General features: G+C 71.8%; 12 protein-coding genes. 6 read left to right on the top strand and 6 right to left on the bottom strand.

The genetic code is table 11. The features are described 5' to 3' along the window. Positions 1-55: 55 nt before the first annotated feature. Entirely contained in the window at positions 56-1,720 is a 1,665-nt protein-coding gene (locus ACFRAV_RS21990) for a fumarate hydratase (RefSeq protein WP_382557964.1), read from the bottom strand. Between the two features lie 277 nt (positions 1,721-1,997). On the opposite strand from ACFRAV_RS21990, the gene ACFRAV_RS21985 reads away from it, so the two are divergent. Further along, positions 1,998-2,699, top strand: a complete 702-nt coding sequence (locus tag ACFRAV_RS21985) for a DUF1707 domain-containing protein (RefSeq protein ID WP_382557963.1) — start codon at positions 1,998-2,000, stop codon at positions 2,697-2,699. A gap of 108 nt (positions 2,700-2,807) precedes the next feature. After that, positions 2,808-3,197: a WhiB family transcriptional regulator gene (locus tag ACFRAV_RS21980; RefSeq protein ID WP_382557962.1), complete on the top strand. Its 390-nt coding sequence runs from the start codon at positions 2,808-2,810 to the stop codon at positions 3,195-3,197. Positions 3,198-3,298: 101 nt separating this feature from the next. Here the strand turns inward: ACFRAV_RS21980 and glpX are convergent, their stop codons facing one another. Further along, entirely contained in the window at positions 3,299-4,333 is a 1,035-nt protein-coding gene (gene glpX, locus ACFRAV_RS21975; protein ID WP_351114699.1) for a class II fructose-bisphosphatase, read from the bottom strand. A 124-nt stretch (positions 4,334-4,457) separates the two neighbouring features. Between glpX and ACFRAV_RS21970 the strand changes: the two genes are divergently transcribed. Continuing rightward, entirely contained in the window at positions 4,458-4,985 is a 528-nt protein-coding gene (locus ACFRAV_RS21970; protein ID WP_382557961.1) for a DUF4245 domain-containing protein, read from the top strand. A gap of 140 nt (positions 4,986-5,125) precedes the next feature. On the opposite strand, the gene ACFRAV_RS21965 is transcribed toward ACFRAV_RS21970, so the two are convergent. The 3 genes from ACFRAV_RS21965 to xseA all read right to left on the bottom strand — a co-directional run bounded on the left by ACFRAV_RS21965 (position 5,126) and on the right by xseA (position 7,426). Continuing rightward, positions 5,126-5,722: a malonic semialdehyde reductase gene (locus ACFRAV_RS21965; RefSeq protein WP_382557960.1), complete on the bottom strand. Its 597-nt coding sequence runs from the start codon at positions 5,720-5,722 to the stop codon at positions 5,126-5,128. A gap of 97 nt (positions 5,723-5,819) precedes the next feature. Beyond that, entirely contained in the window at positions 5,820-6,086 is a 267-nt protein-coding gene (locus tag ACFRAV_RS21960) for an exodeoxyribonuclease VII small subunit (protein ID WP_382557959.1), read from the bottom strand. Positions 6,087-6,097: 11 nt separating this feature from the next. Continuing rightward, the gene (xseA, locus tag ACFRAV_RS21955) at positions 6,098-7,426 is read right to left on the bottom strand and encodes an exodeoxyribonuclease VII large subunit (RefSeq protein WP_382557958.1); all 1,329 of its coding nucleotides are present in this window, start codon (positions 7,424-7,426) and stop codon (positions 6,098-6,100) included. Between the two features lie 193 nt (positions 7,427-7,619). On the opposite strand from xseA, the gene ACFRAV_RS21950 reads away from it, so the two are divergent. After that, positions 7,620-8,633 (top strand): 4-hydroxy-3-methylbut-2-enyl diphosphate reductase, encoded by a 1,014-nt coding sequence (locus tag ACFRAV_RS21950; protein WP_382557957.1) that lies wholly within the window; start codon positions 7,620-7,622, stop codon positions 8,631-8,633. Between the two features lie 278 nt (positions 8,634-8,911). After that, positions 8,912-9,661, top strand: a complete 750-nt coding sequence (ppgK, locus tag ACFRAV_RS21945; RefSeq protein ID WP_382557956.1) for a polyphosphate--glucose phosphotransferase — start codon at positions 8,912-8,914, stop codon at positions 9,659-9,661. A gap of 199 nt (positions 9,662-9,860) precedes the next feature. Here ppgK and ACFRAV_RS21940 read toward each other — a convergent pair whose 3' ends face one another. Continuing rightward, positions 9,861-10,472, bottom strand: a complete 612-nt coding sequence (locus ACFRAV_RS21940; protein ID WP_382557955.1) for a DUF6542 domain-containing protein — start codon at positions 10,470-10,472, stop codon at positions 9,861-9,863. A gap of 356 nt (positions 10,473-10,828) precedes the next feature. Between ACFRAV_RS21940 and ychF the strand changes: the two genes are divergently transcribed. After that, positions 10,829-11,917 carry a redox-regulated ATPase YchF gene (gene ychF / locus ACFRAV_RS21935; RefSeq protein WP_382557954.1) on the top strand — a complete coding sequence of 363 codons (1,089 nt, stop codon included), beginning with the start codon at positions 10,829-10,831 and terminating at the stop codon, positions 11,915-11,917. The last annotated feature ends 129 nt before the right edge of the window (positions 11,918-12,046 follow it).

Genomic DNA, 12,046 nt, shown 5'->3' with positions numbered 1-12,046 from the left:
GCGCCACGGTCTCCCCGTGGCGCACGCCGCACGTCTCATCTGGTGCCGGGCGCGGTCAGAGGCCGGGGCCGCGGACCGGGATGGAGGTGAAGGTGGGGGCGGGCGCCGGGTTCTGGAAGAAGTCGTTGCCCTTGTCGTCGACGACGACGAAGGCCGGGAAGTCCTCGACCTCGATCCGCCAGACCGCCTCCATTCCGAGCTCCTCGTACTCCAGGACCTCGACCTTCTTGATGCAGTCCTGCGCCAGGCGCGCCGCGGGGCCGCCGATGGAGCCCAGGTAGAAGCCGCCGTGCGCGGCGCAGGCGTCGGTGACCTGCTGCGAGCGGTTGCCCTTGGCCAGCATGACCTTGGAGCCGCCCGCGGCCTGGAACTGCTCGACGTAGGAGTCCATCCGGCCGGCCGTGGTGGGGCCGAAGGAGCCGGAGGCGAAGCCCTCGGGGGTCTTCGCGGGGCCCGCGTAGTAGACCGGGTGGTCCTTCAGGTACTGCGGCATGCCCTCGCCGGCGTCCAGGCGCTCCTTGATCTTGGCGTGCGCGATGTCGCGGGCGACGACCAGCGGGCCGGTGAGCGAAAGGCGGGTCTTGACCGGGTGCCTGGTCAGCTCGGCGAGGATCTCGTCCATCGGCCGGTTGAGGTCGATCTTGACGACGTCGCCGGCCTGGATGAGGTCTGCCTCGGTGGTGTCCGGGAGGAAGCGCGCCGGGTCCTTCTCCAGCTGCTCCAGGAAGACGCCCTCGGCGGTGATCTTCGCGACGGCCTGCCGGTCCGCGGAGCAGGAGACCGCGAGCGCGACCGGGCAGGAGGCGCCGTGGCGGGGGAGACGGATGACGCGGACGTCGTGGCAGAAGTACTTGCCGCCGAACTGGGCGCCGATGCCGAGCTCGCGGGTGAGCTCGAAGACCTTCTCCTCCAGCTCGGTGTCCCGGAAGCCGTGACCCAGCTCGGAGCCCTCGGTGGGGATGTTGTCCAGGTAGTGCGCCGAGGCGTACTTGGCGGTCTTGAGCGCGAACTCGGCGGAGGTGCCGCCGACGACGATCGCCAGGTGGTACGGCGGGCAGGCCGCGGTGCCCAGCGAGCGGATCTTCTCCTCCAGGAACTTCATCATGGAGGCCTCGTTGAGGACCGCCTTGGTCTCCTGGTAGAGGAACGACTTGTTGGCCGAGCCGCCGCCCTTGGCCATGAAGAGGAACTTGTAGGCGCCGCCGTCGGTCGCGTACAGCTCGATCTGCGCGGGCAGGTTGGAACCGGTGTTCTTCTCCTCCCACATGGTGATCGGGGCCATCTGGGAGTAGCGCAGGTTGAGGTTGCGGTACGCGTCGTAGATGCCGCGGGACAGGGCCTCCTCGTCACCGCCCTCGGTCAGCACGTTCTGGCCGCGCTTGCCCATCACGATCGCGGTGCCGGTGTCCTGGCACATGGGCAGCACGCCGGCCGCCGCGATGTTCGCGTTCTTCAGCAGGTCCAGGGCGACGAACTTGTCGTTGGCGGACGCCTCGGGGTCCTCGATGATCTTGCGGAGCTGGGCGAGGTGCTCGGGGCGCAGGTAGTGCTGGATGTCGTGCACCGCCTCCTCGGCGAGCTTGCGCAGCGCCTCCGGCTCCACCTTGAGGAACGTGCGGCCGTCGGCCTCGAAGGTCGACACGCCCTCGGAGGTCACCAGCCGGTAAGGGGTGGTGTCCTCTCCCGCGGGGAGCAGATCGGTGTACGCGAACTCAGGCATCTTCGCCCATTTCCTCACTCGAAAGACAGCCGGTGCCCACCAGCCTAAGACGTGGGCGGGAGGCCGCCGCTGTGAGGTAGGGCTCGTCCGCCGCCACGGGGTTCCTGGTTCCCGGGGTCCCTGGGGCCCTGGGTCCCGGCTCCTCGGCGCTCCCGGTTTGCCCGCCGGGTCTTCGGCCGGGCGAACGGGCCACGGGAACGGGCCGCGCGAACCGGTCGCGCGAACATCCCCCTTCCGGAGGATGTTCGCGATACATCGCGACTGCTAGCCTCGGGATGTGGACCTTCACAAGAACCTTGAGCTGCGGGCGTCGGACGCCGAGCGGGACCGTGTCGTGGATCAGCTGCGCGAGGCCGTCGCCGAAGGCCGCCTCACGCCCGAGGAGCACGCCGAGCGGGTGGAGGGGGCGCTCGCCGCCAGGACCCTCGGCGAGCTGGAGGAGTACGTGCGCGACCTGCCCGCCGGGCGGGCCGCGCCCGCCCCGGCGCCGGCCTTCGATCTCGAGTCCCTCCCCGTGGCGGAGGAGAACGTGACGGCGGTGTTCAGCGCCGCCTCCCGTACCGGCCGCTGGCGGGCCGGCCGCCGGATCAACGCCTACGCGATATTCGGCAGCGTCGAGATCGACCTCAGCGAGGCCGTGTTCGAGCACCAGCAGGTCACCGTCAAGGCCGTCTCCGTCTTCGGCAGTGTCGAGGTCTACGTGCCGGAGAACGTCACCCTGCGCGGCACCGGCGGCGGCGTGCTCGGCAACTTCGAGGTGGACACGGCCGACGCCGCGGACTCCAACGCTCCGGTGATCTACGTGGACGGCTGGGCGGTGCTGGGGAGCGTCGAGGCGAGGCCGCGCCGGGGGAGTCTGGTGGCCGACATCCGCGACCGGGTGCAGCGGCACCTGGACCGCTCCCGGCACAAGCACCCGGGCGGCGGTCACGGCTCCGGGGCGCGGCGGCATCTGGGCGGCGGCGCACGGGAGTTGTGACCGCGCCGCTGCGTCGCGAGGCGTGTACGGGGTGCATACGGCACGGGCGCGAGGGGTAGTGCTTGACGCATCGCCGCTCGCTCGCGAAGCCTTCGTCAGGAGTAGACCGTGCCGCAGCACACGCGTTCGTCCCTGCAGGTCACCAAGGTCGCACAGGTCCCGGTCCAGCGGAGCGCCCGCAGGGAGCGCGACCAGGAGGCGCCCTGGCACACCGAGGCCGTCTGCCGCAGGGACGAGGCGGGACTCTTCTTCGCCCCGTCCAAGGAGCCCACGGCCGCCCGGCTGTCCCGTGAGGAGGCGGCCAAGCGCGTCTGCGCGCAGTGTCCGGTGATGGTGGAGTGCCGTGAGCACGCCCTGCTGCAGCCGGAGCCCTACGGCGTCTGGGGCGGGCTGACGGCCGCCGAGCGCCGCCTGGTGCTGGCGCGCCGCCGGCGGCGGGACATGGACATCAACAAGGCCCGTTCCTCGGCGGGCGGGCGGATAGCGGCCGCGGGTTGACCGCGCCCATGGCCCGGCGCCGGCCCGGAACCCCGAAGGGCGCCCCCGCCGCACCGGGAGCGCCCCTCGTCCATTGCTGATCGTCGGCCTGCTGGGCCGGTCTACTTGGCCCGGTCGAAGTCGATCTTGCTATACGCCCGGAGCTTGCTCAGCCGGTGCTCGGAGTGGATCTCCCGCACCGTGCCCGACTTCGAGCGCATGACGATCGAGGAGGTCGTCGCCGTCTCGGAGCGGTAGCGCACCCCGCGCAGCAGTTCGCCGTCGGTGATGCCGGTGGCGACGAAGAACACGTTCTCGCCGGAGACCAGATCGTCGGTGGTCAGCACCCGGTCCAGGTCGTGACCGGCCGCGAGCGCCCGCTCCCGCTCCTCCTCGTCCTTCGGCCAGAGCTTGCCCTGGATGGTGCCGCCCAGGCACTTCACCGCGCAGGCCGAGATGATGCCCTCCGGCGTGCCGCCGACGCCCAGCAGCAGGTCGATGCCGGTCCCCTCGCGCAGGGCGAGGATGGAGCCCGCGACGTCGCCGTCGGAGATCAGCTTTATCCGCGCGCCGGTCTCCCGGACGTCCTGGATCAGCTGCTGGTGGCGGGGCCGGTCCAGGATGACCACGGTGACGCTCTCGGGCGTGGAGCGCTTCGCCTTGGCGATCCGGCGGATGTTCACCGACACCGGGGCGTTGATGTCGACGAAGTCGGCCGCCTCCGGGCCGGTGACCAGCTTGTCCATGTAGAACACCGCGGACGGGTCGAACATCGAGCCCCGGTCGGCGGCGGCCAGCACGGCGATCGCGTTGGTCATGCCCTTGGCGGTGAGTGTGGTGCCGTCGATCGGGTCGACGGCGATGTCGCACTCGGGGCCGGTGCCGTCACCCACCCGCTCGCCGTTGAACAGCATGGGCGCCTCGTCCTTCTCGCCCTCGCCGATGACGACGACACCGTTCATCGAGACGGTCGAGACGAGGGTGCGCATGGCGCGCACCGCGGCGCCGTCGGCGCCGTTCTTGTCACCGCGGCCCACCCAGCGGCCCGCCGCCAGGGCGGCCGCCTCGGTGACCCGGACCAGCTCCAGGGCCAGGTTGCGGTCGGGGGCCTCGGAGGGGACCTCGAGTTCGGACGGGAGCAGATTGTGCTCGGTCATCGGCACCTTCCCTGTATGACGACGGCCGGATGAGGGTCGTTCGCCCCTGACTCTAGCCTCCGAGTGAAATTATGAGCAGAGGACCCCACGGATGAGCGCGTGGCGCACCTGCGACGATAGGGGCGTGGCAGGTATGAAAGGCAAGCAGTCGGTCCGGGACATGGTTCTCTCCCTGGGCCTCATTCTTCTCGCGGCGGGCGTGGTCTACCTCTTCGTCCCGCACGACGACACCGTGCCGGAGCCGAAGCGGGTGGACTACCGGGTGGAGCTCCTGACGGCGCGCCGCGCCGCGCCGTACCCGGTGGCTGCTCCCGAGGGCCTGTCGGACGGCTGGACGGCGACGTCGGTGCGCTACACGGCCGACCACGCGCACTGGCACCTCGGCTTCGCCGACCCGGACGGTGGTTACGCGGCGGTGGAGCAGTCCACGCGGAAGCCGTCGGAGTTCGTGGAGTCCGCCACCCAGGGCGCCTCGAAGGCCGGCACCGAGAGGGTCGCGGGCCGCGACTGGGACCGCTACGAGGGCGACCGGTACGACGCCCTGGTCCTCGAGGAGCAGGGCGTGACCACGGTGGTGACCGGCAGCGCGGGCAGGGAGGACCTCACCGTCCTGGCCGAGGCGCTGCGCACCGAGGAGAAGCCCGCGGAGTAGGCGGGTCTCGGTGGCGCGCCCCCCCGCGCCTCCGCATGTCCTCCGCGTGTGCTCTGCGCGTATGGGAAAGGCCCCCCGCGGTGTGCGGGGGGCCTTCGCCGTCGTTCCTGTCCCTGCCGTCGTCGTCCGGCTCAGACGGCTCAGACAGTGGTGAAGACCTGCTCGTAGGACAGGCGCGGGGCGCGCGGGTAGTGGGCGCCCTCCTCGGCGGTGGGGTGGCCGATGTTGACGACCATCAGCGGCAGGTGGTCGTCGCCGAGGAACTCCTTGCGGATGCCCTCCATGTCGGCGCCGGTCATCGGGCCCGCCGCCAGGCCGGCCGCGCGGACGCCGATGATGAAGTAGGCGGCCTGCAGCTGCGCGTTGGCGAGCGCGGAACGCTCACGGACCGGGCGCTCGCTGAAGAACATGTCCTTGGCGTTCGGGATCGCCGGGAGCAGCGTGTCGAGCTCCTCGTGGAACTCGGCGTCGGCGGACAGGATCGCCACCACCGGGGCGGTGGCGGTCTTGGCCTTGTTGCCGTCCATCAGCAGCTCGACCAGGCGGGTACGGGCCCCGGGGGACTGGACCAGCGTCACCCGCAGCGGCGACTGGTTGAAGGCCGTCGGGCCGAACTTGACCAGGTCGTGGACCGCCTTGAGCTGCTCCTCGGTCACCGGCTCGGCGGAGAACTTCTGGGCGGTGTGCGCCTCGCGGAACAGCAGGTCCTGGGCGGCGGGGTCAAGAACGAGAGACATGCGTCAGCCTTTTCGGGGGTCCGGTGGAACGGCTCCACTGTAGGACCGAAGAGGTTGAAATTTCAAATAAGGCTCGGACGAGACGTGGTGGCGCGCCTCACTGCGCCGTGTTTTCGCCGGACTCCTCGTCCTCCTCGGCCAGCGCCGCGTCCAGGCGCTTGCGGGCGCCCTCCAGCCAGCGGCGGCACACCTTCGCGAGCTCCTCGCCCCGCTCCCACAGCGCCAGCGACTCCTCCAGCGAGGTGCCGCCGGCCTCCAGCCGCCGGACCACCTCGATCAGCTCGTCACGCGCCTGCTCGTAACCGAGCATCGCCCGGCCGGCCTCGGTCGCCCCGGCGGACTGCTCGTCGGCCCTGCTGCTCATTGCGTCCGTCCTCATGCTTCGGTGTCGGTGGGGTGGGTGTCGGTGGGTGCGGTGTCGTGGGGTGCGGTGTCGTGGGAGTCGGCGGCGTCGGTGCGGCCGGCGGCGGCCCCCTCGTCACCGTCCCACTCCCCCGGAGCGGACGGCAGGACCGTGAACGTGCCGCCGGCGACCCTGGCACGCAGCGGCTCGCCCGGCGTCACCTCGGCCGGATCGCGGACGACCTGTCCGTCGGGGCGCTGGAGCACCGCGTACCCCCGGCGCAGCGTCTGCGCGGGGGCGAGGGCCACCACCCGGGCGTGGGTGTGGGTCAGCTCGGACTCCGCCCGGTCCAGCAGGTGCCCGAGGGTGCGCCGGGCCCGGTCGGCGAGCGCCGTGACCTGCTCGGCGCGGTCGTCGATCATCCGGTGCGGGTCCTGCATGACCGGCCTGGCCAGCGCGTTCTGCAGACCGCGTTCCTCCCGCGAGACGGCCGCGTCCACGCACCGGCGCGCCCGGTCCCGCAGCTGTCGCACCCGCTCCGCCTCCTCGCCCACGTCCGGCACCACCTTCTTGGCGGCGTCGGTCGGCGTCGAGGCGCGCAGGTCGGCGACGTAGTCCAGCAGCGGGGTGTCCGGCTCGTGGCCGATCGCGGACACCACCGGCGTGCGGCAGCCGGCGACCGTGCGGACCAGCTCCTCGTCGGAGAACGGCAGCAGGTCCTCCACGCTGCCGCCGCCGCGCGCCACCACGATGACGTCGACCTCGTCCATGGCGTCCAGCTCCCGCACCGCCCGGACCACCTGCGGCACCGCGTGCACGCCCTGCACGGCGACGTTGCGGACCTCGAAGCGGACGGCGGGCCAGCGGCGGCGGGCGTTCTCCAGGACGTCGCGCTCGGCCGCCGAGGCCCGGCCGCAGACCAGGCCGATCAGCTGCGGAAGGAACGGCAGCGGCCTCTTCCGGTCCGCCGCGAACAGCCCCTCCGCCGCCAGGCTCTTCTTCAGCTGCTCCAGCCGCGCCAGCAGTTCGCCCATGCCCACGGGACGGATCTCCGCCGCCCGCAGCGACAGCTCGCCGCGCGGGGCGTACCACTCCGGCTTGGCGTGCACCAGCACCCGGGCGCCCTCGCCGACGATGTCGGCGACCGCGTCGAAGACCTGCCGGAAGCAGGTGACCTTCACCGAGATGTCGTGCGACGGGTCGCGCAGCGTCATGAACACCACGCCCGCGCCCGGGCGGCGGGAGAGCTGGGTGATCTGCCCCTCCACCCAGACCGCGCCGAGCCGGTCGATCCAGCTCCCGATCAACCGCGAGACCTGGCCGACGGGCAGCGGGGCCTCGGGGGTCGTGTTCACAGCCATGCGCCCGAGCGTAACCGTCGGCTCCGACACGGACCGGCGCGACGGACGGTCCGCCGGCCGCGGGTGCCGGGTGCCGGGTGCCGGGGGAGGTGCGCCCTGGATTCCTGCTCCAGCAGTGAATCCAGGGCGCACCTCCCCTCCCCGAGCATCGGGCGGGGGCGGTACCGGGCCGGGGCCCGGGGCGGCCCGTACGATGGGGCGCATGACCGACTCTCCTGGCCGCCGCCGTGTCCTGCTCGCCTCTCCCCGCGGCTACTGCGCCGGCGTCGACCGCGCAGTGATCGCCGTGGAGAAGGCCCTGGAACAGTACGGGGCCCCGATCTACGTCCGTCACGAGATCGTCCACAACAAGTACGTGGTGCAGACCCTCGAGAAGAAGGGCGCGATCTTCGTCGAGCAGACGGACGAGGTGCCGCCCGGCAACATCGTGATGTTCTCCGCCCACGGCGTCGCCCCGACCGTGCACGACGAGGCGAAGGCCGGCCGGCTCGCCACCATCGACGCGACCTGCCCCCTGGTGACCAAGGTCCACAAGGAGGCCGTCCGGTTCGCCGACGAGGACTACGACATCCTGCTGATCGGCCACGAGGGCCACGAGGAGGTCATCGGAACCTCCGGCGAGGCCCCCGACCACATCCAGCTCGTCGACGGCCCCGAGGACGTCGCCAAGGTGGAGGTCCGCGACCCGTCGAAGGTCGTGTGGCTCTCCCAGACCACGCTCTCGGTGGACGAGACGATGGAGACGGTCGGCGCGCTGAAGGAGAAGTTCCCGCAGCTGATCTCTCCGCCCAGCGACGACATCTGCTACGCGACGCAGAACCGTCAGCTGGCCGTGAAGGAGATGGGCGCCGAGTCCGAGCTGGTGATCGTGGTCGGCTCGCGCAACTCCTCCAACTCCGTGCGCCTGGTCGAGGTCGCCAAGCTGGCCGGCGCCTCCGCCGCCTACCTGGTCGACTTCGCCGACGAGATCGAGGAGAGCTGGCTGGAGGGCGTCACCACGGTGGGCGTCACCTCGGGCGCCTCGGTGCCGGACGTGCTGGTCGAGCAGGTCCTCGAGTACCTGTCCCAGCGGGGCTTCGAGGACGTGGAGATCGTGAAGGCGGCCGAGGAGTCGATCACCTTCTCGCTGCCCAAGGAACTGCGGCGCGACCTCCGCGAGGAGGCGACGGCGCTGGTCGCCGAGCGCACGGGCGGCACGCAGGGCTGACCCCGCCTCCCGCCGTTTCCGGCCGTTTCCCGCCGTCGGAGGGCCCGCGCCTGCGGAAGGCGCGGGCCCTTCGCGCGTCCGCTCCTCACGTCCGCGGGGCCCGCTGCGTGTCCCGCCGCCCTTCTGCCCGCCCGGTGCATCACCGCCGTCACCACCACTCCCTGGTGGCACCGGAGTCGCGCCGAGGGCGCCCCGCACGCCGCCCGCGTGTCCCTGGTGCTCCCTCCCGGCACCCCCTTCCGGCGGTGACGGCCTGCCGCGCGTCGTAGCGTGGTGCCATGCAGATCTTCGGTGTGGACATCGGCGGCTCCGGAATCAAGGGCGCGCCCGTGGACCTGACGAGGGGCGACCTGGCGGCGGAGCGGCACAAGGTGCTGACCCCGCAGCCCTCGACCCCTGACGACGTGGCGGAGTGCGTCCGGGAGGTCGTCGACCACTTCGACTGGCACGGCCCGGTGGGCGTGACGTTCCCCGGCGTGGTCACCGGCGGTTCCACCGTCCGCACCGCGGCCAACGTCGACGCCGCCTGGGTGGACACGGACGCCGCCGCGCTGCTCGGCGGGCGGTTGGGCGGCATCCCGGTCACCGTGGTCAACGACGCGGACGCGGCGGGCGTCGCCGAGATGAACTTCGGCGCCGGTCAGGGCCGCAAGGGCACGGTGATCGTGCTGACCTTCGGCACCGGCATCGGCAGTGCGGTCTTCACCGACGGCGCGCTGGTCCCCAACACGGAGCTGGGGCACCTCGAGCTGAACGGCCACGACGCGGAGAAGCGGGCGTCCCACAAGGCCCGCGAGGACGGTGACCTCACCTGGGAGCACTGGGCGCGGCGGGTCGAGAAGTACCTGCGGCACGTCGAGATGCTGTTCTCGCCCGAGCTGTTCATCGTGGGCGGCGGGGTGAGCCGCAAGGCGGACAAGTTCCTCCCGCTGATCACCAAGGTGCGGGCGGAGATCGTTCCGGCGCGGCTCCAGAACAACGCGGGGATCGTGGGGGCGGCCATGTACGCCGCCCAGCAGCGCGGCTGACCCCGGGGCCGCGCCTCGGCGATCCGTTCCCGGCGCGGCCCCGCTGATCCTGTTCCTCTGCTCCTCCGGAACCCGACCTCGACGACCGGCGGCCGCCACCCGCACGTCTCCGTTGTGCGGGTGGCGGCCGGTCTGGTCCCGAATCCAGGTTCCCGGGGGCCTCTCCCTCGGGTTCTGCGGCTGCGGGTGAGGGCGGCGGTCAGCCCTCGCGGTAGGCGGCCGCGGCACCGCCCCCGGCGCCGGCCCCGGACGTGAACCGGATCCACCGCCCCGTCGCCACCAGCCCGGTGATCAGTACGCCCCCGTACAGCCACCCGGCCCCCATGGCCAGCGCCGTGAAGAAGCCCATCGCCTGCCCGCCGGCCCCGCTGCCGTCGGCGATGAAGAACAACCCCAGCGCGTACGCGATCGGCCCGACGATCGGCGCCGTCAACAGGTCACCCGGCCGCACCCACATCGCCGTGAGCAGGCTGACCGGCAGGAACAGCAGCCCGTAGACCGTGACCGACGCGCCCAGCAGCATGCTCAGCAGCCCCAGCGTCACCATCGCGGCCGTGCAGAACAGCCCGCACCCGAGCCCGGTGAGGCGCGGGTTGGGGAAGCGCCGCAGCCCGTCCGCCGCCGTCGTGCCCCGGTTCGCCGCCGCGGCGATCCACGAGACACGCGAGCCCCGCGCCGACTCCGCCGCCCGCCCGGTCCACCGGGCGAGTCCGTCCATCGCCCGCCCGGCCCGGTCGACCGCGCCGCCGCGCCCCGCCGGGCCGCGTCCGGACCCGGCGGCCGCCGCACCCGCGGGCATGGCGGCGGCCACGCCCGCCCCCGCGGCGACCGGCTGCGCACCCTGCGGGCGCCGGGGCCGTGGGGCCCGCCGCTCGCCGCCTCCGGAACCGCCCCCGCGAGCCTGCCCGGGCAGCCCCGTGCGGGCGTCGCGTCGCGACGCCGGCGCGGGCCGGGCGGCCGACCGTGATGTTCCCGTCGTCCTGTGATGCTCCACTCGCACAACCTAGGTCTGTTTATGTGCTGAATAGCCCTAATGACACGCCCAGGGGCCGCACTGGTCTGATGTTCGACAGTTACGGGTGCCCCGTCCGGCACGCCGTAGACTGGGGGATCGGTCCGCCTCAGGCCCGCCCGCCCTCTTCACCTCACGTAACGGGAAGTCGCAACGTGTCGCTCACGATCGGAATCGTCGGTCTGCCGAATGTCGGCAAGTCGACCCTGTTCAACGCCCTGACCAAGAACGACGTGCTTGCGGCCAACTACCCGTTCGCCACGATCGAGCCCAACGTGGGCGTCGTCGGCGTCCCCGACCCGCGGCTGGCGAAGCTCGCCGAGATCTTCGGCTCCGCGCGGGTGCTCCCCGCCACGGTCGACTTCGTCGACATCGCCGGCATCGTCCGCGGCGCCAGCGAGGGCGAGGGCCTGGGCAACAAGTTCCTCGCGAACATCCGCGAGTCCGACGCGATCTGCCAGGTCATCCGCGCCTTCAAGGACGAGAACGTCGTCCACGTCGACGGCAAGGTCTCGCCGAAGGACGACATCGAGACCATCAACACCGAGCTGATCCTGGCCGACCTCCAGACCATCGAGAAGGTCCTCCCGCGCCTCCAGAAGGAGTCCCGGATCAAGAAGGACATCGCCCCGAAGGTCAAGGCCGTCGAAGAGGCCAAGGAGATCCTGGAGCGCGGCGACACCCTCTTCTCCCAGGGCATCGTCCAGGGCACCGAGCGCAGCGAGCTGCTGCACGACCTGCACCTCCTCACCACCAAGCCCTTCCTCTACGTCTTCAACGTCGACGAGGACGAGCTGACCGACGACACCTTCAAGAACGAGCAGCGCGCGCTGGTCGCCCCGGCCGAGGCGATCTTCCTCAACGCCAAGCTCGAGGCGGACCTCGCCGAGCTCGACGAGGAGGACGCCATGGAGCTCCTCCAGTCCGTCGGCGCCGAGGAGCCCGGCCTCGCCACCCTCGCCCACGTCGGCTTCAACACCCTGGGCCTGCAGACCTACCTGACCGCCGGTCCCAAGGAGACCCGCGCCTGGACCATCAAGAAGGGCGCCACCGCGCCCGAGGCGGCCGGCGTGATCCACACGGACTTCCAGAAGGGCTTCATCAAGGCCGAGGTCATCTCCTTCGACGACCTCGTCGAGGCCGGCTCGGTCGCGGAGGCCCGCTCCAAGGGCCGCGCCCGCATGGAGGGCAAGGAGTACGTCATGCAGGACGGCGACGTGGTGGAGTTCCGCTTCAACGTTTAGCGGGTGCCAGACGTGCACGTCAGCGGGGTCGGTCCCGTCTCGGGCCGGCCCCGCCGGCGTTCCTGGTGCTGGATTTCTGCTGGTTGGCGTGGGGCGGTTCAGGGCGTGCCCGGGTCGTGTGCTGACGTG

Origin of the sequence: Streptomyces sp. NPDC056600, from assembly GCF_042792855.1 — a bacterium.
Classification (GTDB): domain Bacteria; phylum Actinomycetota; class Actinomycetes; order Streptomycetales; family Streptomycetaceae; genus Streptomyces.
The sequence above is the reverse complement of the archived record's forward strand: the minus strand, read 5'-3'. Positions and strand labels throughout refer to the sequence as shown.

Excerpts from the sequence above, each read along its gene's own strand:
- glpX (WP_351114699.1), bottom strand. The coding sequence starts at position 4,333 with ATGACCGAGCACAATCTGCTCCCGTCCGAACTCGAGGTCCCCTCCGAG.
- ACFRAV_RS21965 (WP_382557960.1), bottom strand. The coding sequence starts at position 5,722 with ATGTCTCTCGTTCTTGACCCCGCCGCCCAGGACCTGCTGTTCCGCGAG.
- ACFRAV_RS21990 (WP_382557964.1), bottom strand. The coding sequence starts at position 1,720 with ATGCCTGAGTTCGCGTACACCGATCTGCTCCCCGCGGGAGAGGACACC.
- xseA (WP_382557958.1), bottom strand. The coding sequence starts at position 7,426 with ATGGCTGTGAACACGACCCCCGAGGCCCCGCTGCCCGTCGGCCAGGTC.
- ACFRAV_RS21960 (WP_382557959.1), bottom strand. The coding sequence starts at position 6,086 with ATGAGCAGCAGGGCCGACGAGCAGTCCGCCGGGGCGACCGAGGCCGGC.
- ppgK (WP_382557956.1), top strand. The coding sequence starts at position 8,912 with ATGCAGATCTTCGGTGTGGACATCGGCGGCTCCGGAATCAAGGGCGCG.
- ACFRAV_RS21950 (WP_382557957.1), top strand. The coding sequence starts at position 7,620 with ATGGGGCGCATGACCGACTCTCCTGGCCGCCGCCGTGTCCTGCTCGCC.